Source organism: Inquilinus ginsengisoli (genome assembly GCF_050434925.1).
Classification (GTDB): Bacteria; Pseudomonadota; Alphaproteobacteria; order DSM-16000; family Inquilinaceae; genus Inquilinus; species Inquilinus ginsengisoli_B.
The window spans coordinates 5,321,335-5,343,735 of record NZ_JBNDJK010000001.1; the positions used below are offsets into that span (position 1 = coordinate 5,321,335).

Here is a 22,401-nt window from a genome sequence, read left to right on the forward strand (position 1 = left end):
CCTCTTACTTGCCGGAGCCGGAGAAGTCGTGGGTGTCGCGGGTCAGGTAATAGGCGCCGAGGATCGGCAGGAACGTCACGACGATGACGATGATGGCGACCACATTCGTCACCGGCCTTTGCCGCGGCTTGATCAGCTCGCTCAGCATCCAGATCGGCAGGGTCTGCTGCTGGCCGGCGGTGAAGGTGGTGACGATGACCTCGTCGAAGCTGAGCGCGAAGGCCAGCATGCCGCCGGCCAGCAGCGCCGTGGCGATGTTCGGCAGCACCACGTGGCGGAAGGTCTGGAATCCGTCGGCGCCGAGATCCATCGACGCCTCGATCAGCGAGCCGGAGGTACGCCGGAACCGGGCCAGCACGTTGTTGTAGACGACGACGATGCAGAAGGTGGCGTGGCCGATGACGATGGTCCAGAAGCTGAACGGGATCTCCATCAGCGAATAGGCCGAACGCAGGGCGATGCCGGTGATGATGCCGGGCAGCGCGATCGGCAGGATGATCAGCAGCGACAGCGACTCGCGCCCGAAGAACTTGCTGCGCCAGACCGCGGCGGCGGCGCAGGTGCCCAGCACGATCGCCAGCAGCGTCGCCATCGCCGCCACCTTCACCGACAGCCACAGCGCGGCCCAGATGTCCGGCCGGTCCAGCCAGGCGACGGCGAACCATTGCAAGGTCAGGCCGGGCGGCGGGAACTGGAAGGTCTTCTCGTCGCTGGAGAAGGCGTAGAGCAGGATGAACAGCAGCGGCACATGCAGGAACAGGATGCCGGCGAGCGCCATCAGCCGCAGGCCGAGCGGCGCGCTGGTCCCTGCGGTGGCTTTGCCGTCAGAGCGCATCGAAGGCCCCCAGGCGTTTCGCCGCCGTCAGATACACCGCCATGATCACGATCGGCACCACGGTGAAGGCGGCGGCCAGCGGCACGTTGCCGGCGGTGCCCTGCAGCTGCAGCACCACCTGGCCGATGAAGGGGCGGGAGGAGCCAATGATCCCCGGGATGATGTAGTCGCCCAGGGTCAGCGAGAAGGTGAAGATCGACCCGGCGGCCACGCCCGGGAAGGCCAGCGGCAGGATCACCGTCCGGAAGGTCTGCGACGGCTTGGCGCCGAGATCGGCCGAGGCCTCGGTCAGCGATCGCGGCACCCGCTCCAGCGCCGCCTGCACCGGCAGGATCATGTAGGGCAGCCAGATGTAGACGAAGACCGTGGCGGTGCCGAGATAGGCGCTGGACAGCGACGCGCCGCCGACCACCGGCAGGGCCAGGATGCCGTCCAGCAGCCAGGTCAGGTGCAACTGCCCGGCCAGCCAGGTGACCACGCCCTCGCGCGCCAGCATCAGCTTCCAGGCATAGACCTTGACCAGGTAGCTCGACCACAGCGGCAGCATGATCGCGATATAGAAGGCCGCCTTGGTCCGGCCGCGGGCGTAGCGCGCCGCGTAATAGGCGATCGGGAAGCCGATCAGCGCGCACAGGATCGTCACCGCCGCGGCCATTCCCGCTGTGCGCAGCACCACGTCCATGTTGGCGGCGGTCAGCAGGTCGGCATAGGTCGACAGGGTGAATTCCGGGACGATCATCCCGGTGAAGCCGTCGACCGAATAGAAGCTCTGCAGCAGCAGGGCGAACAGCGAGCCGAGATAGACCACGCCGAGCCACAGCAGCGGCGGCATCAGCAGCAGGATCAGCAGCAGCCAGCCGTTGCGATACAGCAGCCGCGCCGCGCGCCGGCCAATTCCGTCCGCCGCGGGGGCGGGCAGGGTAGCGGCCATGGTCATGCCGCGACACCCTCCAGCGGATGGGCGTGGTCGCGCCGCCAGGCCAGACGCACCGCTTGGCCCGGCGCCTTGGGGGCGGTGTCGAGATTGGATTCGACCACGTCGACGGCGCCGCCGGGGGCCAGCGCCACGCGGTAGCGGGTGGTGGCGCCGAGGAAGCTGACGCCGTCGACCGTGCCGGCCACCTCGACCGCATCGGCCGGTGCCGGCTGGCCGTCGTTCAGGATCCGGATGCGCTCCGGCCGCAGGGCGAAGGGCCGCGCCTGGCCCATCAGCTTCCCGGCGGTGGCGGCGTCGACCATGTTCGAGGCGCCGACGAAGCCGGCGACGAAGGCGGTGGCCGGCCGGTCGTAGATCGCGGCAGGCGTGTCGATCTGCTCGACCCGGCCGCGGTTGAACACTGCCACCCGGTCGCTCATCGCCAGCGCCTCGCCCTGGTCGTGGGTGACATAGACGAAGGTGATGCCGACCTGGCGCTGCAGTGCCTTCAGCTCCTCCTGCATCGCCTCGCGCAGCTTGAGGTCGAGGGCGCCGAGCGGCTCGTCCAGCAGCAGCACCGAGGGTCGGTTGACCAGGGCACGGGCCAGGGCGACGCGCTGGCGCTGGCCGCCCGACAGCTGGGCCGGCCGCCGCCCGGCGAGGTCGCCGAGCTTGACCATGGCCAGCATCTCCTCGGCCCGGCGCCGCCGCTCCGGCTTCGGCACGCGCCGGATCATCAGGCCGTAGGCCACGTTCTCCCACACGCTCATATGCGGGAACAGGGCGTAGTCCTGGAACACGGTGTTGACGTCGCGGTCATAGGGCGGGGTGGTCGAGACGTCGCTGCCGTGCAGCAGCAGGTGTCCCGCGGTCGGCAGCTCGAACCCCGCGATCAGGCGCAGGCAGGTGGTCTTGCCCGAGCCGGAGGGGCCGAGCATCGAGAAGAACTCGCCGTCGCGGATCTCGAAGCTGACATCGTCGACCGCCCGCACCGACCCGAAATGGCGGCTGACATGGTCGAAGCGGACGGCAGTGCTGCGGTCGGTCATGAGGATGGCCCGGTGATGGACAAAGGGCGCGGCCCTATGCCTTTCCTGTCATGCCCGGGCTTGACCCGGGCATCCAGGGCGGCAAGAGCGGTCTTCGTGGCCCCTGGATCGCCGGGTCAAGCCCGGCGATGACAGGATGGAGGAACGTCCGGGGGAGACTAACGTCCGCCCAGGACCGCGATGTAGTCCGTGGTCCAGCGCAGATAGGGCACGCAGCCTTCCGGGTGCGCCTCGCATTGCTGGCGCGGCGTGGTCCAGAAGTGGATCTTCTCGAAATTGTCGAAGCCGTTGGTCTTGCAGCCCTCGGCGCCGAGCAACTCATTGCCCTTGCAGGCGTCGGGCACCACCGGCACCGAGCCGAACCAGGCGGCGAGGTCACCCTGCACCTTGGGGCTCAGCGAGTGCTCCATCCACTTGTAGGCGCAGTTCGGATGCGCCGCATCGACATGCAGCATGGTGGTGTCGGCCCACCCCGTCGCCCCTTCCTCCGGGATCACGCTGGCGATCGGCTTGTTCTGCGACTTAAGCAGGTTGACCTGGAACGGCCAGGTCGAGGAGGCGACCACGCCCTCGTTGACGAAGTCGTCGACCTGGGCCATGGCGTCGTGCCAGTAGCGCATCACCAACTGGCGTTGGCCGCGCAGCAGGTCGAGCGCTGCCTTGTACTGGGCCTCGTTCAGCTGGTACGGGTCCTTGATGCCCAGCTCGGGCTTCGCCTTCATCAGGTACAGCGCCGCGTCGGCGATGTAGATCGGCCCGTCATAGGCCTCGATCCGGCCCTTGTTCGGCTTGCCGTCGGGCAGGGTGGTCGGCTCGAACACCACGGCCCAGCTCTTCGGCGGCTCCTTGAACACCTCGGTGTTGTAGGCCAGCACGTTCGGACCCCACTGGTAGGGGACGCCGTAATGCTTGCCGTCGACGGTGAACCAGGGCGCGTTCTGCAGCCGTGGGTCGACCGTCTTCCAGCCGGGCACCAGCTCGGTGTTGATCTCCTGCACCCGCTTTCCGTAGATCAGGCGCAGGCTGGCGTCGCCGGAGGCGGTGACGAGGTCGAAGCCGCCCTCGTTCATCAGCGCCACCATCTCGTCCGAGGTGCCGGCGGTCTTGACGTTGACCTTGCAGCCGGTCTCCTTCTCGAAGCCGGTGACCCAGTCATAGGCCTTGTCGGTGTCGCCGCGCTCGATATAGCCGGCCCAGGCGACGATATCGACCTGGCCCTCGCTCGCGCCGACCGCCGTCAACGGCGCGGCGCCGGCCAGGGTGGTGCTGCCGAACACCAGGGCGCTGCCCAGGGCGAGCATCCGGCGAAGCTGCGATCCCATCTCGATCTCCCCGTTTGTTGTTGGGAGAATGGTAGGTCCGTTGCCGGAGCGCCGAGAAATATGAAATATCCTGTTTTGCTATCGGGGAAACCGATGGCTCATTCGGATCTCTGCACTTCAGCCGCTGGCCGTCTGCGGGACGGTAGCTGTGCAGGATCTGCCGGTGGCTGACGCCATATTCAACAATCAGCCGAGGATATCGGCCTTCATCGAGCATCAGGCGCAGGCGCGAAGAAATATTGGCTTCCTCAAAGGCGAGCTGGATTGCCGCAGAGTCGAAGAATGACCGCAGGTGGGACTTGACGATCCTTCCCAGACGTTCATCGGACCGGACAGCGAATGCGACGATATCCAACTGATCTGTCGGCTCGCGATACATATCGATCACAAAGACGTTCTTGGTGCCTTCTGGTCCATGGAAGGTGTGGACATCGCCTTTTCCCGCAGGAGTTTCATCGAAATACAATCGATGAAGTTTCCTCAGGTCAGCTGTGGCTCCGAGAGCCTCGATCACCGCCTGGATGTGTTGGTTGATCTCGAACTCATCGTCTCCGTCGCCGGTATGGACAACGAAATCCGTCATCGATACGGCCCCCGAAAACTCGAGAGCCGACAGTCTGGTCTCCATTGCGATCCAGCCCTTCTTTAGAGCGACCGCAGGCGCGGCGCCGGGTGGGTGCGGGCGACCTGGATGAAGGTCTCGGCCTGGGTCGAGAGCGGCGAGCCGCGGCGCCAGACCACGCCGACATCGAGCGTCGGCAGCGGGTCGGCCAGCGGCCGCGCCTCGATCCGGTCCCCTTCAAGCGACCAAGGGCGGTAGGCCATGTCGGGCAGGATGGCGACGCCGGCGCCGGTCGCCACCAGGCTGCGCACGGCCTCGACCGACGCGGTGCGCAGCACCCGCCTCGGGATCAGCCCGGCGGCCCGCCAGAACAGGTCGCTGGCCTCGACGATCTCGTCCACCGCCAGCGCGATCAGCGGCTCATCCACGATCTCGGCCAGCGGGATCGCCTCGCGCCCCATGAAGCGGTGGTCAGGCGGCAGCCACAGCCGGCTCTCGGAGCGGACCAGGATCTCGCTCTCCAGCGCGTCGCGGTTGTCCAGGGTCGAGACGATCATCACCGCGACCGCGATCTCGCCGTTGATCATCAGGTGCTCGATATAGGTCCGCTCCTCCTCGATCACCTCGACCGTGACGTTCGGGAACACCCGCCGGAACCGGGCCAGCAGATCGGCCAGGAAATAGCCGGACACCATGGTGGTGACGCCGAGCGGCAGGGTGCCCTGCACCGCCTCTGGCAGCGTCTTCAGCGCGTTCTGGGCGTCGGCGACGGCGGCCAGGATGGTGCGAGCATGGCGCAGAAACTGGTGGCCGGGATAGGTCAGGATCACGCCGCGGGCATGGCGCTCGAACAGGCGGGCGCCGGTCTGCTCTTCCAGCGCCTTCAGCGCATCGGTGATTGCCGATTGCGAGATGCCGACCGCCGCGGCACCGCCGGACACCGAGCCGGCCTCGGCCACCGCGGTGAAATAGGCGATCTGGCGCAGGGTGACGTTCATGCCCCACGGTTCCGCTATCCAGGACTGCCGGCAAGGAAAATCGATGGCAGTCTTTCCTGATCGATGAATCCGAACGCAATATTCTGACGCGTCATGCAGGGCAGGAATGCGATCGGCGGTAAGCCTTGACTTTTGTGCACTGCGCAACGACATTCCGGTCGCTGCCACAGCAGCCGTCGGCCACCGATCGCGTGAGCGCTCCCTCCGGGATGCGTCCTGTCGGTCCCGATCGAACCCATCCGACTGCCCAGATCGCGCGGGGCGTCATCGTCAACCCCGCGCTTATCGCCATGGCTCCGGCACGAACCGGAGTCCAGTGGTCCGGCGTCGTTGTTACCGAAAGCATCCCTTGACCAACTTTACCGATCTCGGCCTGAACCCGCTCCTGCTCAAGGCGCTGTCGGCTGAAGGCTACGAGACCCCGACGCCGATCCAGGCGCAGTCCATTCCCCATCTGCTGCAGGGCCGCGACCTGCTGGGCGTCGCCCAGACCGGCACCGGCAAGACCGCCGCCTTCGCGCTGCCGATCCTGCACCGGCTGATGGCCGACCGGCGCACCCCGCCGCGCCGCGGCTGCCGCGTGCTGGTGCTGAGCCCGACCCGCGAGCTGGCCAGCCAGATTGCCGAGAGCTTCCGCGTCTACGGCCGCCACCTGCCGCTGACCCGCACCACTGTGTTCGGCGGTGTCGGCATGGGCCCGCAGATCCGCACCATGGCGCAGGGCGTCGACATCCTGGTCGCCACCCCCGGCCGCCTGCTCGACCTGATGTCCCAGAACGCCATCAAGCTCAGCGATCTCGAGGTCTTCGTCCTGGACGAGGCCGACCAGATGCTCGACATGGGCTTCATCCACGCCATCCGGAAGATCGTCGCGACGATCCCGGCGAAGCGGCAGAGCCTGTTCTTCTCCGCCACCATGCCGACCGACATCTCGGACCTGGCCGGCCGCCTGCTGACCGACCCGGTGCGGGTCGAGGTCGCGCCGGTTGCCACCACGGCGGAGCGGATCGACCAGCGCGTCATGTTCGTCGAGAAGGACGACAAGCGGTCGCTGCTCACCGAGATCCTGCGCGACGACGAGAGCATCCGCCGCGTCCTGGTGTTCACCCGCACCAAGCACGGCGCCGACCGCGTCGCCAAGCAGCTGACCCAGGCCGGCATCAACGCCGACGCGATCCACGGCAACAAGTCGCAGAGCCAGCGCGAGCGGGCCCTGCTGGGCTTCCGCCAAGGCAAGGTCCGGGTGCTGGTGGCCACCGACATCGCCGCCCGCGGCATCGATGTCGACGGCGTTTCCCACGTCATCAACTTCGAGCTGCCGAACGTGCCGGAGAGCTATGTCCACCGCATCGGCCGCACCGCGCGCGCCGGCGCCGACGGCATGGCGATCTCGTTCTGCGACGTCGAAGAACGCGCGTTCCTGCGCGACATCGAGAAGCTGATCCGCCAGCCGGTGCCGGTGGTGGAGGAGCACGCCTACCGCTCCACCATCCCGTTCCGGCAGGGCGGCGCCGGCCCGGCGCCGCGCCAGCATCGCGGCCGGCCGCAGGGCCAGGGCCAGCGCCCGCAGGGCCATCAGGGCCAGCGTCCGCACGGCCAGGGGCAGCGGCCCCAGGGTCAGGGCCAGCGTCCGCATGGCCATGGCGGGCATCATGCTCAGGCGCAGGGTCAGCGCCCGGCGCAGCAGGGCGGCGAGCGCCGCGCGGCGCCGGCCAACGACGCCGGCTCGGCGCCGATGCGCCGCCGGCCGGTCGGTCGGTAACCAAAAGGACGCGCCGGGGCTTCGGTCCCGGCGCTCTTCTCGATAGAGTGCGGCCATGATCTCGACCGCCGACACGCATCGCCTGTCCGTCGCACCCATGATGGACTGGACTGATCGCCATCAACGATTTTTTTTGCGCCAGGTCTCGCGCCGCGTCCGGCTGTACACCGAGATGGTGACGACCGGGGCGGTGCTGCATGGCGACCGCGACCGCATCCTCGGCTTTTCCGAGGCGGAGCAGCCGGTGGCGCTGCAACTCGGCGGCAGCGACCCGGAGGCGATGGCCCGCGCCGCCGCCATCGGCGCCGACTGGGGCTATGCCGAGATCAACATGAATGTCGGCTGCCCCAGCGACCGGGTGCAGTCCGGCCGCTTCGGCGCCTGCCTGATGGCGGAACCTGCGACCGTCGCCGCCTGCGTCGCGGCGATGCGCGCCGCCTGCGACGTGCCGGTCACCGTCAAGTCGCGCATCGGCATCGACGACCGCGACAGCTATGAAGAGCTGGTTGCCTTCATCGGCACTATCGCCGAGGCCGGCTGCGACACCTTCATCGTCCACGCCCGCAAGGCCTGGCTGAGCGGGCTGAGCCCGAAGGAAAACCGCGAGATCCCGCCGCTGCGCTACGAGGTGGTGCACCGGCTGAAGCGCGACTTCCCGCATCTGACCATCGCGATCAATGGCGGCATCACCTCGCTCGACGCCGCCGCGGAGCAGCTGGCGCATCTCGACGGCGTCATGATCGGCCGCGAGGCCTATCAGAACCCCTGGATGCTGGCCGAAGCCGACCGCCGCATCTTCGGCGAGGACGGGCCGGTCCACAGCCGCCGCGACGTGGTCGATGGTTTCCTGCCCTATGTCGAGGCGAACCGCTCCAAGGGCGTGCCGTTGGGGTCGATGACCCGCCACATCCTCGGCCTGTACCAAGCCGTGCCGGGCGCCCGCGCCTTCCGCCGCCACCTGGCCGAGAATGCCCATCGCCCGGGGGCGGGGCCGGAGGTGCTGCGCACTGCCGTCGACCTGGTCGAGACAGCGATCGAGCAGCGCCGGGCGGCCTGACGGAAACACGGTCCGGCCGCCACATTGCGGCCTTGACAGCCGGGGTGCCGCCTCGTACTTAAGCGGCCCCGACGACGCGGGGGCGCGTAGCTCAGCGGGAGAGCACTCCCTTCACACGGGAGGGGTCACAGGTTCAATCCCTGTCGCGCCCACCATTCCATCTCCGATCTCATTGCTGCCACGGCAGCAAGATGCCGTAACGCGGCGAGAGAGCACTACGCTGACATCGTAGGGAGCTCCAGGTCGCGCAATCAGCCCGCCCCTGGTTATCGCCGCAATCGCGCCCCAGTTTCTTCCCAGTCTGGCCACCCGTCGCCGCTGCGAGGTACAAGACGCGCATGCCCCGTCTCCTCCCCATCGCCATCGCCGCCCTGACCGGCGCCCTGCTTGCGGCAAACCCCGCCGCGGCCGCCGATGCCAGCGCCCGCATGACCTATGACGTCTATGTCGGCGGCGTGCGCATGCTGGAGGTGACCTCCGGCGTCTCGCTCGCGGGCGACCGCTACGACGTCGAACTGTCGGCCCATGTCGTCGGCATCGCCGCCACCTTCAGCGACTGGCGCTCGAACGTGCAGTCGAGCGGCGCGCTGGACGGCGCCCGGGTGCGCCCGGCCCGCAATGTGGTCGAGCGGATCAACGGCGATGATGCCAGGACCACCACCATCAGCTTCCTCGGCGGCGGCCGGATGGATGTCGACATCGTCCCGCGCAAGAAGCCGAAGCGCGAACAGACCATTCCTCCCGAGCAGTTGGTCCATGCCGTGGATCCGCTCAGCGGCGTGGTCTCGATCCTGCAGGCCCTGCGTCTCGGAAGCGAGGCCTGCAAGGGCGCTGTGCCGGTGTTCGACGGGCGCCGGCTGTACCGTGCCGACCTGACCGATGGCGGCACGGTGACGCTGCAGAAATCGGATCTGGGGATATATGGCGGGTCGGCCCTGCGCTGCACCGCGTCGCTGACCCCGGTGGTCGGCGACTTCAATTTCGGCGACGAGCGGCGCAGCCCGAAGCCGACCGAGTATTTCCAGCGCAGCTCGCGGGCGTCGGAGCAGCGGGTGGTCGACACCTGGCTGGCCTCGCCGGGCGCCGGCCTGCCGGCGGTGCCGGTGCGGATCCAGAGCGAATCGCCGTGGGGCCTCGTGATCGTGCATCTGCGGGCGATCACGGCGGGCGCCTCCTGATCTCAGCCGGATGGCGTAACCCGTCGCAACAATAATTGAATTTCGCTTTCGCGGCGTCCGTGGCAGACCACGCGGGACATGGTCCGTGATTGTGGAGCCCCCGTGAGCGCTGTCGCCTGCCTGATCCTCGCCGCCGGCAAGGGCACCCGGATGAAATCCGACCGTCCCAAGGTGATGCACGAGATCGCCGGCCGGTCGATGCTCGGCCATGTGGTCGCCGCCGCCCAGGCGCTGGCGCCGGAGCGGATCGCCGTGGTGGTGGGGCCGGGGATGGAAGCGGTGGCCAAGAGCGTCGCCCCGGTCCCGTCGGTGGTTCAGCCCGAGCAGAAGGGCACCGGTGACGCGGTGCGCGCGGCGCTGCCGGCGATCGAGGGCTTCGCGGGCGACGTCATCGTCCTGTTCGGCGACACGCCGCTGCTGACGACGGAGACGCTGGAGCGGCTGGTCGCGGCCCGCCGCGCCGCGGAGAATCCGGCGGTGGTGGTGCTCGGCATGCGCCCGGCCGACCCGCTGCAATACGGCCGGCTGGTGCTGACCGGCGATGGCGGCCTCGACCGCATCGTCGAATTCTCCGAGGCCAGCGATTTCGAGCGCCAGATCGGCCTGTGCAACGCTGGCATCATGACCTTCGACGGTCGCCGCCTGCCGGAGCTGATCGCGGCGCTGAAGGCGAACAACGCCAAGGGCGAGTTCTTCCTGACCGACACGGTCGAGGCGGCGCGGGCCCGCGGCTGGGCTTGCAGCGTGGTCGAGGGCGACCCGGCCGAGGTGCTGGGCATCAATTCCCGGGTCGAGCTGGCCGATGCCGAGGCGATCCTGCAGGACCGGCTGCGCCGCCAGGCCATGCTTGGCGGCGCCACGCTGGTCGACCCGAAGACCGTCTGGCTCTCGGTCGACACGAAGCTCGGGCGCGACGTGGTGATCGGGCCGTCGACCTTCATCGGCCCCGGCGTCACCGTCGAGGACGGGGTCGAGATCCTTGGCTTCAGCCATATCGAGGGGGCGACGATCCGTACCGGCGCCCGCATCGGGCCCTTCGCCCGGCTGCGTCCGGTCACGGTGGTGGGCGAGGGGGCGCATATCGGCAACTTCGTCGAGCTCAAGGCGGCCGATCTCGCCGCCGGCGCCAAGGCCAACCACCTGAGCTATCTCGGCGACGTCTCGGTCGGCGCGAAGACCAATATCGGCGCCGGCACCATCGTCTCGAACTACGACGGCTACAACAAGTTCCGCACCAGCATCGGCGCCGAGGTCTTCGTCGGCTCCGACACCGTGCTGGTGGCGCCGCTGACCGTCGGCGACCGCTCCAACATCGCCGCCGGCAGCGTTATCACCCGCGATGTCGCCCCGGATTCGCTGGCGATCGGCCGTGCCCGGCAGGCGGACAAGCCCGGCTGGGCGCCAGCCTATCGCGCGAAGAAGAAGGCCGAGAAGGCTGAGCGTGAGCGAAAAGCTGGGCGCGAGCAGGAGAAGAGCTGATGTGCGGCATCGTCGGCATCGTCGGGACGCGGCCGGTCGCCTCGCGCCTGGTCGAGGCGCTGAAGCGTCTGGAGTATCGCGGCTATGACTCGGCTGGCATCGCCACCCTGGTCGGCGGCCGGATCGAGCGCCGCCGCGCCGAGGGCAAGCTGGTCCATCTCGAGGCCCGGCTCGGCGAGGCGCCGATCGACGGCACCATCGGCATCGGCCACACCCGCTGGGCCACCCATGGCCGACCGAACGAGACCAACGCCCATCCGCACGCGACCGACCGGGTGGCGATCGTGCACAACGGCATCATCGAGAATTTTCGTGAGCTGCGGCAGGAGCTGGAAGGGCTCGGCCACGTCTTCGCCACCGAGACCGATTCCGAGATCGTCGCCCATCTGGTCAGCCATTATCTCGACCGGCAGATGGCGCCGCGCGAGGCCAGCGCGGCGGCGCTGAAGCGGCTGGAGGGCGCCTTCGCCCTGGCCTTCCTGTTCAACGGCGAGGAGGACCTGCTGGTCGTCGCCCGCCGCGGCTCGCCCCTGGCCATCGGCTTCGGCGACGGCGAGATGTATGTCGGCTCCGACGCGCTGGCGATCGGCGCCTGGACCGACAGGATCTGCTATCTCGACGAGGGCGACTGGGCGGTGATCGCGCGCTCGGGCGTCGAGATCTACGACGCCACGGACCAGTCGGTCGCCCGGCCGGTCAAGCCGATCGCCACCACCGGCGCGCTGATCGGCAAGGGCGATTTCCGCCACTACATGCTGAAGGAGATCTACGAGCAGCCGGCAGTGGTGGGCGACACGCTGCGCACCATGCTGGACCCGGCCACCCGGGCGATCGTGCTGCCGCCGCTGCCCTTCGACTTTGCCGCCGTGCCGCGCGCCACCATCGTCGCCTGCGGCACCGCCTTCTATGCCGGCATGGTGGCGAAATACTGGTTCGAGACCGTGGCCAGGCTGCCGGTCGAGATCGACATCGCCTCGGAGTTCCGCTACCGCGAGGCGCCGCTGCCCGAGGGCGGCCTGGCCATCTTCGTATCGCAGTCGGGCGAAACCGCGGACACGCTGGCGGCGCTGCGCTACGCCCGGTCGCAGGGCCAGCGCATCCTGTCGATCGTCAACGTGCCGGACAGTTCGATCGCGCGCGAGAGCGACGCGGTAATCCAGACCCTGGCCGGGCCGGAGATCGGCGTCGCCTCGACCAAGGCCTTCACCACCCAGCTGACCGTGCTGGCCTGCCTGGCCGTCGCCGCGGCCAGGGCGCGCGGCGCCATCGACGCGGCGCGGGAGGCGGCGCTGTCCACCGCCCTGACCGAGGTGCCGGGCCGCCTGGCCGACGTGCTGAATCACGACGCCACGATCCGCGACCTGGCCCACCAGGTGGCGCTGGCGCGCGACGTGCTGTATCTCGGCCGCGGCCTGTCCTACCCGCTGGCGCTGGAAGGCGCGCTGAAACTGAAGGAGATCAGCTACATCCACGCCGAGGGCTATGCCGCCGGCGAGATGAAGCACGGGCCGATCGCGCTGATCGACGACAAGGTGCCGGTGATCGTGCTGGCGCCGCGCGACCCGGTGTTCGACAAGACCGTGTCGAACGTGCAGGAGGTGATGGCCCGCGGCGGCAAGGTGATCTTCTTCTCCGACCGCGAGGGCATCGAGAGGCTCGGACCCGGCCCCGTCGCGGCGATCGACCTGCCGGCCGTCGACCCCTTCGTCGCGCCGATCCTCTACGCCGTGCCGGTGCAACTCCTGGCCTACCACACCGCCGTGGCCAAGGGCACCGACGTCGACCAGCCCCGCAACCTCGCCAAGAGCGTCACGGTGGAGTAGGGGGCTCCGCCTGGATCAAGGCTGACGGGCTTCCGGAAGCGGCAGATTGCTCGGCGATCCTGCAGTAAACGCAATGCTCATTGCGCTCGTCTACGGTTCAAGTTCATGATATGTTCTATATCGCCTCTGCGGAAGCGGAGATCTCGTCACGCCTCGACTGGAAAGAAATTCCCACTTTCGCGAGAAGACGGCAAAGGGATGGATTGCTGTTCTGAAAAGTCTCGCCTGGCGGGCGGGCATCCGGGTCGCGTATCGGCCCATATCAAAAGCGGAATTCCCATCGCTGCCCTTCGGGCCAATCCTGCCGGGATCGTGTCAGGCGTAACAAACTTGGTTTTCCGGACAGGGTTGGGAGAGAAGGATGGCAGACAGTTCGCAGCAGCCGACAAATGGCGGAAGTAGCTCGAGCCAAGGGCAACCGCCGGTGGGCCCGGAACTGATCGATTGGTTGGCTCGGCTGACGGACACCGACCCTGCCCGGATACGGATCGCCGACGACGCGCGGCGCCTTCGGACGCTGGCCCGGCGCAACACGGACGAAGAGCTCACCACCCGCCGCGAAGAATCGGAAACCCTGTTCGACAATCAGCTGGCAGACACGGAAGAGCAGATCGCCCTTTTTGAGGGTCTTGCCAGACTCCAGCAGACGCAGAGCGACCATCTCAGTGAATTCGACCGGCTTGCAATGGCGGAGGAGCAAGCATTTACGGATATCAGCAGGCAGCAGGATGCCTCGCTTGAGCTTCTGAAGCAGATCGAAGCACAACGTGAGGCGCTGGAGGGTTATGAGGTCGAGCTCGACGGGTTGTTCGACACATTCGAAGAACGGTGGACGGCGGTCGGCGCCGCGTTGAATGCCCAGGGGATTGCGGTGGGCGAAGCCGGCGAATCGAAGGATGTGGGCCGCTTGAAGGCTCTGATCGCCGAACGGCGCGGCGCTCTCGGCAGGGAACTCGATGATCTGACGGGGCGGACGGCAGAGGCGCAGGAGGAAGAGCAGGCAGCCAGGGGGCGGAACGACGACGCGATCGCAAGCCTCGAGGGCGTGCAGCGCGAGATCGTGGCCCTCGGACCTCCGTCGGAAGATCTGCCGGGCCCGGAGTATGCCGCGGAAATTGCAAGACTCAGAGCCCTTGAGGCAGGACGTTCCGAAACTGTGAAAACCAGCCAGGAGGAACTCGATCAGATCGGGATCAGGCTGGCGGGGCTGGCAGCACAAACAGAGGAGGTTACCCGCGTCATCGAGGCTCTGGGCAATCTTGTGGATGGGAAGGAGTCCGCAATCAACGAACTTCAGTCCATTGATGATGAATTTCACAAAAAAACGCAGGAGTCAATAAGGGCGAATGACACGATAGAGAAATTGGAACGAGATATTAGAAATACTGATGATGTAATCAAAGAATATGATATTGATATAGAAAATATTAAAGAAAAAATCGGTCAAAATCAGTTGAAAATATCTGACATCGAAAATGATATACAAAAAAATAAAGATAAATATAGTGATATTGAGAAAAATAAAGCTGAAATGCATCAGCAGAAGGCGGAAATTGATAGAGCTGTAAGTCAGCTTATGCAGATTTTGGAGCGACTGGACGGCGAAGCGCTCCGTCGCGCTATCCAGAAACTGCCAGAATCGCTTCAGGATGACGAGATAACTCCGGCGCCGACAACGCAACCGCAGGAACCGGATGTCGAGGGAGAGATTGCCCCGCCGGATCTCGGGGAGACGAGGCAGAGAATTGAGGAACTCGTCATCGAGGCTGAGGAGGCTGGGGGGGAGAGGATGGACGCGGCGGCGAGCGCAAGCATGCTGCGCGCCGGCCGGGACATCGGAAAAATTCTTTTGCGTGACGCCGCGTTTCTGGCCACGTTTGCCACCGTCCGCGAATCGAGCGCCTATGGCATCAGCGCAAGCAGCGACAAGACGCAACAGGATCTCGCCGCATTGCTGATCGGGCTGAATTTCCTGCCGATCGCGGTAAAGGCTGGCGGTCTGATCTACGACACCAGCGCCAACCGGCCGGAAGCAGACCGATTGGTACCGACAGCAAAGCAATACGCTTCGCTCGTCACCAACACCCTCATGATGATCGGAGCGACCGTCGCCGCCGACAGAGCCGGGGGCGGGGTCGCGGCCCAGGCGCCGGCGGCTGCCAGGGCGCTGATCATAGGCCTGCGCGACATGGCCAATCTGTTCATGCCGGTGACGCAGAACCGTCGCGGCGACCTGCTGCTGAACATGCGGGCGGTGCTCGGCGACAATGTGGCGTACTCGCTGTACTCCCAGTTGACGACCATTCTGATCGCTCAAGGATTGGTGCATAGCGGTGCCGGTTCCCAGGCGGCCGGCCTGGCCGGAGTGGAAGCCGCCAAGGAGGTCGGAAAATATGTTGCGGCCTATACGGCGGTCGAACTGCTGGAGACGATTTCGTACCGTGCCTTCAACCAGTACTTCGACAGGATTGCGCAGGGCCTCGAGCCGGCGATGCCGGGCGACCCGAACGCAAGTCAGGGAGTGCAGGGTATTGCCCGGTTCCGGGCCAAGGTGGGGTTCAAGCTCAAACACACCTTCGCCGAAGTTCGTCGCCAGGGGACCGATGTCGCGCATGCCCGTCAGGCCTTCACCTATATCGTTCTCTTGCTGGGAAACGTCGTTTCCGAGCTGATCAAGGACCGCAGCGTGAGGTCACAGACTCTCATCTTGGCGGGTGCCATGTTCGTCGCGACCTTTGTCGCCTATTTCCCCTTCGTCGGGCTTTCGGAATACGCGGCTCCGCCGGCGCGGGATCGGGACGAGGAGGCCGGGAACGAATAGCGGCACCGCGGCTTCTATCGGGTGCGCCCCGTCTGGGAATGATCGCCTGTCGGAAGAGGGAGAGTCCCATGTGCACCCGACATCACCGCCATTCGATCTTCTGCATCCTGCCGCCCTACATGCTGCGCGCCATCCTGGCCAATGGCAGCACGGCGCAGAAGGCGGCCGCCAACCGGGCGCTCGGCATCGACACGACGTTCCGCACCATGCGCGTCCGGTTGGCGGTGGCACAGCCGGTGGCGGCGCGCCGCAGCCGCAGGCTGGCCATGCCGCCGTCGCGCCAGCGCAGCATCCATACCGCCGGCAACAGCGAGACCCTGCCGGGCCGGTTGGTGCGTGCCGAGGGGCAGGGGCCGTCCGGCGATATCGCGGTCGACGAGGCCTATGACGCCCTCGGTTACACCTTCGACTTCTTCCTCGAGGCCTACCGCCGCAACTCGATCGACGATGACGGCATGGCGCTCGACGCCACGGTCCATTACGGCGAGGACTACAACAACGCCTTCTGGAACGGCCAACGCATGGTCTTCGGCGATGGCGACGGTGACCTGTTCAACCGCTTCACCGCCTCGCTCGACGTCATCGGCCATGAACTCGGCCACGGCGTCACCGAGGACGAGGCCGCCCTCGTCTACATGCAGCAGCCCGGGGCGCTGAACGAATCCCTGTCCGACGTCTGGGGGTCGCTGGCCAAGCAATGGGTGCTGAAGCAGACCGCTGACGAGGCCGACTGGATCATCGGCGGGGGACTGTTCACCGCCAAGGTGCAGGGCGTCGGCCTGCGCTCGATGAAGGCGCCCGGCACCGCCTATGACGACCCGGTGCTGGGCAAGGACAGGCAGCCCGGCCATATGGACGACTATGTCGACACGATGCAGGACAATGGCGGCGTCCACATCAATTCCGGCATCCCGAACCGGGCCTTCTACCTGGCCGCCACCGCCATCGGCGGCAATGCCTGGGAGCGGGCGGGCCGGATCTGGTACGATGCGCTTCGCGACGCCCGGGTGACCGAGACCACGAAATTCGCCGATTTCGCCGCGGTGACGGTGGATGTGGCAGGCCGGCTGCCGGGCGCGAAGAAGGCCGAGGTCAAGGCCGTGGCCGAGGCCTGGAAGCAGGTCGGCATCCCGACCGGCTGACGCCCCGGCCGGCGCAGGAGCGGACGATGCGGATCACCTTCGCGATGTCGAGCCCAGGCCTGTTCTACGCGCCGGGGCTGGCCGAGCCGATGGTGCTGGACCTCGCGGCGCTGCCGCCGGCGGAAGCCGCCCGGATCGAGGCGCTGGTGCGCGCTGCCCATGTCCTTGACCGCCCGGCGGCGCCGGAACGGCTGTCAATGCCTGACGCCCGCTGCTTCACGCTGACGGTCGAGCAGGACGGCCGCAGCCGCACGCTCGATTTGCCTGAGCCGATCGCCGATCCGACCCTGAAGGACCTGGTCCGCTGCCTGCAGGACCAGGTCCGGGCGCTGCGGGGGAAGAAGCGGCCATAATCCGCATCCCCTGCGGGTGCGGCCTGGCGCCGGACACCGACGATCCTGCATATCGCAGTATGGCTCGAAATATGCCGCAATTTGATGCGAAATTGCCGTCCTCAACCGAATTTCCATGAGGCGTTTTCCAGAGGGTTAAGCCAATGATCATCAATGGAACGGCGGGCGACGATAATCTCAACGGCACTTCGTCCAGCGACCAGATCACCGGCGCGGCAGGGGACGACACGATCTACGACGGCGATTCGCTGCCGGGAGCGGCAGACACCATCAATGCCGGCGACGGCGACGACTTCGTCCATACCTATGGCGGCGCCGACATCCTCAACGGCGGTGCCAGACAGGACACCCTCCAGTTCTACTACTGGAACGCTTCGGTGGCGTTCAGCGTCACGCCGAACCCGACACCGGGTGGAACCACGACCACCTCGAATGGCGTGCAGTTCAGCAATTTCGAGAAGCTGGCCTTCTATCTCGGCTCCGGCAACGACGCCGTGAATGGAGGAGTCGGCGACGACAATTTCTCCGGCAACGCCGGGAACGACACCTTCCACGGCGGCAGCGGCCGCGACAACGGATATGGCGGCGTAGGCAACGATATCCTCACCGGGGACGCTGGCGGCGACTACCTGTCCGGCGATGAGGGGGATGACATTCTCTACGGCAATAGTGGCCGTGACAGCCTCTACGGCAACGCCGGCATCGATACCATCTACGGCGGCGAAGGCGATGACTACATCGAAGGCGGTGCCGGTGCCGATACGCTCGGCGGCAGCGCCGGCTTCGACGTCCTGACCCACTATTCCTCCACCGCCGGGGTGACCGTGAATCTGGCGTCAGGGACTGCGAGCGGCGGCGATGCCCAAGGCGATTCCATCTCGAATTTCGAGGGCGCCTACGGCAGCCAGTACAACGATTGGCTGACCGGAAACGCCGGCAGCAACACGCTCGGCGGCTATAACGGCGACGACATCATCTATGGCGCCGGAGGTTATGATTCGCTTTACGGTGACAGTGGCGACGACACCCTGTCCGGGGACGCCGGAGGCGACTATCTGTCCGGGGATGACGGCGATGACGTGCTTCGCGGCGGCGCCGACGGCGACACCCTTTACGGCGGCAACGGCAACGACACCGCCAGCTACTATACCAGTTCGATCGGGGTTTCGGTCAGCCTGACCACGGGATCCGGCAGCGGCGGCGACGCCCAGAACGATAGCTTGAACGGCATCGAGAACCTCTCCGGCAGCCAGGGCGGCGACACCCTGGTCGGGGATGTCGGCGCCAACAGGCTGCAAGGATGGGCGGGCAAGGACACGCTCACCGGCGGCGGCGGGGCCGATCGTTTCATCTATAGCAGCACAACACAGAGCCCGGTCGGGGCCAACGCCGATGTGATCATCGATTTCAGCCACGCGCAGGGCGACAGGATCGACCTGGCGGCGATCGACGCCAGGACCACCGTTGCCGGCGACCAAGCCTTTACCTTCATCGGCACCGCCGCCTATGGCGGCGTCGCCGGTCAGCTGCGCTATGCCGCCGTTGGCGGCGTTACCACCATCGCCGGCGACGTTAATGGCGACGGCGCCTCCGATTTCCACATCCAGCTCGCCGGTGCGATCGGCCTCGTCGCCGCCGATTTCGTGCTCTGACTCGTCGACGGGCGCTTACCCCGCCTGCGGCACCGGCGCGGCGACCGGCCGGCCGCCCTTCGGGGCGCGGATGCCGGTCAGGTCGGCCCAGCGGTAGCGGTCCATCGCCAGGCCTTCCAGGTCGATCTCGGCGCGGCGGCCGGAGACGATGTCCGACATCACCCGGCCGGAGCCGCAGGCCATGGTCCAGCCCAGCGTGCCGTGGCCAGTGTTGAGGAACAGGTTGCCGTAGGGCGTGCGGCCGACCACCGGGGTGCCATCCGGCGTCATCGGCCGCATGCCGGTCCAGAAGCTGGCGCGGGAGACGTCGCCGCCCGTCGGGAACAGGTCGGTGACCGAATGCTCCAGCGTCCGCCGCCGAGCGTCCCACAGCCGGCTGCTGTAGCCCGCCAGTTCGGCGGTGCCGCCGACCCGGATGCGGTCGCCCAGCCGGGTGATTGCCACCTTGTAGGTCTCGTCCATCACGGTCGAGACCGGCGCGCCATTAGCCTCTGTGACCGGCACGGTGATCGAGTAGCCCTTGACCGGATAGACCGGGATCTCGATGCCCAGCGGCTTCAGCAGGAGCGGGGAGTAGCTGCCCAGCGCCAGGACATAGCCGTCGGCGCGCAGGGTCTCGCCGTCCTCCAACGCCACGCCGCCGATGCGGTTGCCGTCGGCCATCAGCCCGGCGATGCGGGCGCCCCAGCGGAAGGTCACGCCCAGGTCGCCGGCCAGCTTCGCGAGGTTGTTGGTGAACTTGAAGCAGTCGCCGGTCTCGTCGCCCGGCAGGCGCAGGCCGCCGGCCAGCTTGTCTCTCACCCCGGCCAGGGCCGGCTCGATCGCGGCGCAGCCGGCCGGGTCCAGCACCTCATAGGGCACCCCGGCCTCGCGCAGCACGGCGATGTCCTTGGCCGCGGCGTCGACTTGCTTCCCGGTGCGGAACAGCTGCAGCGTGCCCTGCGCCTTGTCGTCATAGGCGATGCTGGTGTCGGCGCGCAGCTGGCGCAGGCAGTCACGGCTGTACTCGGCCAGGCGGACCATCCGCTCCTTGTTCACGGCGTAGCGGCCGGCGGTGCAGTTGCGCAGCATCTGCGCCAGCCACAGCCACTGCCGGGTGTCGAGCTGCGGGCGCAGCACGAAGGGGCTGTGCTCCATCAGCATCCACTTGATCGCCTTCAGCGGCACGCCCGGCGCCGCCCAGGGCGCGGAATAGCCCGGCGAGACCTGGCCGGCATTGGCGAAGCTGGTCTCGTTGGCCGGCCCCTCCTGCCGGTCGACCACCGTCACCTCATGGCCGGCGCGGGCGAGGTAGAAGGCGGTGGTCACGCCGATGACGCCGGCGCCGAGGACGATGACCTTCACGACGGAACTCCTTCGAGAACCAAAGCGGGTGAGGGGGAGGGCTGGGCGTCGCGATACTCGCGGCGGAAGCGGCGGCCGAGCCGGATCAGGATCTCGTATCCGATCGTCCCGGCATCGGCGGCGACGGCGTCGACGCTGCGATGCGGGCCGATTAGGTCGACCAGGGCGCCGGGGCGCAGCGCGCTTTCCGGCAGGGCCGAGACATCGAGCGTGACCGTGTCCATCGACACGGCGCCGACGACCGGCAGGGCGATGTCGCCGAGATGCGCGGTGCCGGCATTGGTCAGGCTGCGCGGGAAGCCGTCGGCATAGCCGACCGCCACGGTGGCGATGCGGGTCGGGGCCTCGGCGCGCCAGGTCAGGCCGTAGCCGACCTCGTCGCCGGCGGCGATGTCGCGCAGTTGCACGATTCGGGCCTGCAGCCGCACCACCGGGCGCAGCGGGTTCGCCGCGCCGACGACCGGGGCCAGCCCATACAGCGCGGCGCCGGGCCGGGCCAGGTTGTAGTGGAAATCGGGGCCGAGGAAGATACCGGAGGAGTTCGCCAGCGACGCCGGGGCCTGCGGCAGGCGGCGACGGGCCACGTCGAAGCGCAGGCGTTGGGTGCCGTTGGCCGGATGGTCCTGCCGCTCGGCGCACGCCAAGTGGCTCATCACCAGGCGGAGGGCGAGGCCGTCGAGGCGCCACGGCTCGGCCGCGATCCGGTCCAGCTCGGCCGGGGACAGCCCCATGCGCGACATGCCGGTGTCGAGCTGCAGCACCGCCGGCAGCGCCCGCCCACGGTGGTGCGCCAGGGCGGTCCAGCCCTCGATCTGCTCCAGGCTGTTCAGCACCGGGACCAGACGTTGGGCCAGGGCGATGTCCTCGCAGCCGGGCATCGGCCCGTGCAGCACGAACACCTCCGCCGCCTCCGGCACATGCGGCCGAAGGGCGATGCCCTCCTCGAGATGGGCGACGAAGAAGTGGCGGCAGCCTTCGGCGGCCAGGGCCGGGGCGACGCGGTCGGCGCCCAGCCCGTAGGCATCGGCCTTGAGCACGGCGGCGCAGGCGGTGCCGCCGAGGCGGCGGCGCAGCGCACGATAATTCTCGCGGATCGCGGCCAGATCGACGATCAGGGTGGCGCCGGAGGCGTCGGGGAGGGAGGTGGTCATCGGGGCCGAACCGCAGGAGATCCAACGGCCTCAGAATACGGCCGCAGGCCCTCGGCGATCCTTGATTTCCGTTGATCCTTCTGCGGCCGGATGGTCTGGTGTTCGCAGCAAATTCACCGGTTTTCGCAGAAACCACACATGAACTCGCTCGACACCATCGACCGCAAGATCATCGCGCTGCTGCGCGCCGACGGCCGCATCAGCAATGCCGACCTGGCCGAGGCGGTCGGGCTGTCGCCCTCGGCCTGCCTGCGCCGGCGGCAGCTGCTGGAGCATGCCGGCATCATCCGCGGCTACACCGCGCTGATCGACGAGCCGGATGTCGCCAACCCGACCATCGCCATCGTCCAGATCACGCTGGAGCGGCAGACCGAGGAGTACCTCGCCCGCTTCGAGGCCGCGGTGCGGAAATGCCCCGAGGTCGACCAGTGCTACCTGATGACCGGGATGTCGGACTATCTGCTGCGCGTGGTCGCCCGCGACACCGCCGATTACGAGCGCATCCACAAGGAGCAGCTGTCGCGCATGCCCGGCGTGTCGCGCATCCAGTCGGCCTTCACCCTGCGCAGCGTGATCCGGGGCAATTCCGGGACCTGAGGAGAACACCGTGACCCGCGACCGCCTGTTCCTGCTGCGCCCCGGCTTCACCGACCCGGCTTATCCCGGCCAGGTCTTCTACTGCTGGCACTGCGCCCTGATGGAAGGCGTGCTGGCCTCCTTCCCGGATCTGGCGGTACGGCTGGACATCGAGCGGATCGCCTGGCCGCGGCCGCGCCAGTCTGTGGTGGCGCTCGTCGGCGACCAGAACCAGTCCGTGCCGCTGCTGGTGCTGGGCGAGGGGAGCCCGGCCGATGCAGAGGCGGAGAGCCATGGCGGAGTCCGCTTCATCGCCGGCAAGGACCGCATCCTCGCCGCGCTGTCGCGGCGCCACGGCTTCCCCGATCCGCATCCCTGACC

General features: G+C 67.5%; 20 protein-coding genes and 1 tRNA gene. 14 read left to right on the plus strand and 7 right to left on the minus strand.

The annotated features are described in order from the left end of the window. Positions 1 to 4: 4 nt before the first annotated feature. From QFZ27_RS25340 to QFZ27_RS25355, 4 genes are all read right to left on the minus strand, one after another. Entirely contained in the window at positions 5 to 835 is an 831-nt protein-coding gene (locus QFZ27_RS25340) for an ABC transporter permease (RefSeq protein WP_429229238.1), read from the minus strand. Beyond that, complete coding sequence (locus QFZ27_RS25345; protein WP_429229239.1) at positions 825 to 1,772, minus strand: ABC transporter permease; 948 nt, start codon at positions 1,770 to 1,772, stop codon at positions 825 to 827. Before QFZ27_RS25345 ends, QFZ27_RS25340 begins: the two co-directional genes overlap by 11 nt. Next, entirely contained in the window at positions 1,769 to 2,800 is a 1,032-nt protein-coding gene (locus QFZ27_RS25350) for an ABC transporter ATP-binding protein (protein WP_429229240.1), read from the minus strand. The genes QFZ27_RS25345 and QFZ27_RS25350 overlap by 4 nt, the downstream gene beginning before the upstream one ends. Before the next feature lie 158 nt (positions 2,801 to 2,958). Further along, on the minus strand, positions 2,959 to 4,122 hold the full coding sequence (locus QFZ27_RS25355; RefSeq protein ID WP_429229241.1) for an ABC transporter substrate-binding protein: 1,164 nt from the start codon (positions 4,120 to 4,122) through the stop codon (positions 2,959 to 2,961). Between the two features lie 163 nt (positions 4,123 to 4,285). On the opposite strand from QFZ27_RS25355, the gene QFZ27_RS25360 reads away from it, so the two are divergent. Beyond that, positions 4,286 to 4,408: a hypothetical protein gene (locus QFZ27_RS25360; RefSeq protein WP_429229242.1), complete on the plus strand. Its 123-nt coding sequence runs from the start codon at positions 4,286 to 4,288 to the stop codon at positions 4,406 to 4,408. Between the two features lie 6 nt (positions 4,409 to 4,414). Next, positions 4,415 to 4,771, plus strand: coding sequence for a hypothetical protein (locus QFZ27_RS25365; protein WP_429229243.1), 357 nt, complete (start codon positions 4,415 to 4,417; stop codon positions 4,769 to 4,771). Here the strand turns inward: QFZ27_RS25365 and QFZ27_RS25370 are convergent. Next, the gene (locus QFZ27_RS25370) at positions 4,768 to 5,682 is read right to left on the minus strand and encodes a LysR family transcriptional regulator (protein ID WP_429229244.1); all 915 of its coding nucleotides are present in this window, start codon (positions 5,680 to 5,682) and stop codon (positions 4,768 to 4,770) included. The two genes, QFZ27_RS25365 and QFZ27_RS25370, sit on opposite strands and share 4 nt — an antisense overlap. A 349-nt stretch (positions 5,683 to 6,031) precedes the next feature. Between QFZ27_RS25370 and QFZ27_RS25375 the strand changes: the two genes are divergently transcribed. From QFZ27_RS25375 to QFZ27_RS25420, 10 genes are all read left to right on the plus strand, one after another. Then, a complete protein-coding gene (locus QFZ27_RS25375; protein WP_429229245.1) occupies positions 6,032 to 7,444 on the plus strand; it encodes a DEAD/DEAH box helicase in 1,413 nt (470 codons plus the stop codon). Between the two features lie 55 nt (positions 7,445 to 7,499). Beyond that, positions 7,500 to 8,501 (plus strand): tRNA dihydrouridine(20/20a) synthase DusA, encoded by a 1,002-nt coding sequence (dusA, locus tag QFZ27_RS25380; RefSeq protein ID WP_429229246.1) that lies wholly within the window; start codon positions 7,500 to 7,502, stop codon positions 8,499 to 8,501. Between the two features lie 80 nt (positions 8,502 to 8,581). Continuing rightward, positions 8,582 to 8,656 (plus strand) — tRNA-Val (locus tag QFZ27_RS25385). A gap of 183 nt (positions 8,657 to 8,839) precedes the next feature. Further along, complete coding sequence (locus QFZ27_RS25390; RefSeq protein WP_429229247.1) at positions 8,840 to 9,679, plus strand: DUF3108 domain-containing protein; 840 nt, start codon at positions 8,840 to 8,842, stop codon at positions 9,677 to 9,679. A gap of 102 nt (positions 9,680 to 9,781) precedes the next feature. Continuing rightward, a complete protein-coding gene (glmU, locus tag QFZ27_RS25395) occupies positions 9,782 to 11,158 on the plus strand; it encodes a bifunctional UDP-N-acetylglucosamine diphosphorylase/glucosamine-1-phosphate N-acetyltransferase GlmU (protein WP_429229248.1) in 1,377 nt (458 codons plus the stop codon). Beyond that, entirely contained in the window at positions 11,158 to 12,981 is a 1,824-nt protein-coding gene (glmS, locus tag QFZ27_RS25400) for a glutamine--fructose-6-phosphate transaminase (isomerizing) (RefSeq protein WP_429229249.1), read from the plus strand. Before glmU ends, glmS begins: the two co-directional genes overlap by 1 nt. 361 nt (positions 12,982 to 13,342) lie before the next feature. Beyond that, positions 13,343 to 15,802 carry a hypothetical protein gene (locus QFZ27_RS25405; RefSeq protein ID WP_429229250.1) on the plus strand — a complete coding sequence of 820 codons (2,460 nt, stop codon included), beginning with the start codon at positions 13,343 to 13,345 and terminating at the stop codon, positions 15,800 to 15,802. Between the two features lie 68 nt (positions 15,803 to 15,870). Continuing rightward, a complete protein-coding gene (locus tag QFZ27_RS25410) occupies positions 15,871 to 16,944 on the plus strand; it encodes a M4 family metallopeptidase (protein WP_429229251.1) in 1,074 nt (357 codons plus the stop codon). A 26-nt stretch (positions 16,945 to 16,970) separates the two neighbouring features. Further along, positions 16,971 to 17,297, plus strand: a complete 327-nt coding sequence (locus QFZ27_RS25415) for a protealysin inhibitor emfourin (protein ID WP_429229252.1) — start codon at positions 16,971 to 16,973, stop codon at positions 17,295 to 17,297. Between the two features lie 143 nt (positions 17,298 to 17,440). Further along, on the plus strand, positions 17,441 to 18,949 hold the full coding sequence (locus tag QFZ27_RS25420) for a calcium-binding protein (RefSeq protein ID WP_429229253.1): 1,509 nt from the start codon (positions 17,441 to 17,443) through the stop codon (positions 18,947 to 18,949). 15 nt (positions 18,950 to 18,964) lie between these two features. On the opposite strand, the gene QFZ27_RS25425 is transcribed toward QFZ27_RS25420, so the two are convergent. Next, on the minus strand, positions 18,965 to 20,293 hold the full coding sequence (locus QFZ27_RS25425) for a D-amino acid dehydrogenase (RefSeq protein WP_429229254.1): 1,329 nt from the start codon (positions 20,291 to 20,293) through the stop codon (positions 18,965 to 18,967). Next, entirely contained in the window at positions 20,290 to 21,444 is a 1,155-nt protein-coding gene (gene alr / locus QFZ27_RS25430; RefSeq protein WP_429229255.1) for an alanine racemase, read from the minus strand. The genes QFZ27_RS25425 and alr overlap by 4 nt, the downstream gene beginning before the upstream one ends. A gap of 138 nt (positions 21,445 to 21,582) precedes the next feature. Between alr and QFZ27_RS25435 the strand changes: the two genes are divergently transcribed. Both QFZ27_RS25435 and QFZ27_RS25440 read left to right on the plus strand, forming a co-directional pair. After that, positions 21,583 to 22,041, plus strand: coding sequence for an Lrp/AsnC family transcriptional regulator (locus tag QFZ27_RS25435; protein ID WP_138886154.1), 459 nt, complete (start codon positions 21,583 to 21,585; stop codon positions 22,039 to 22,041). 10 nt (positions 22,042 to 22,051) lie between these two features. Then, on the plus strand, positions 22,052 to 22,399 hold the full coding sequence (locus QFZ27_RS25440) for a DUF3088 domain-containing protein (RefSeq protein ID WP_429229256.1): 348 nt from the start codon (positions 22,052 to 22,054) through the stop codon (positions 22,397 to 22,399). Positions 22,400 to 22,401: the final 2 nt, after the last annotated feature.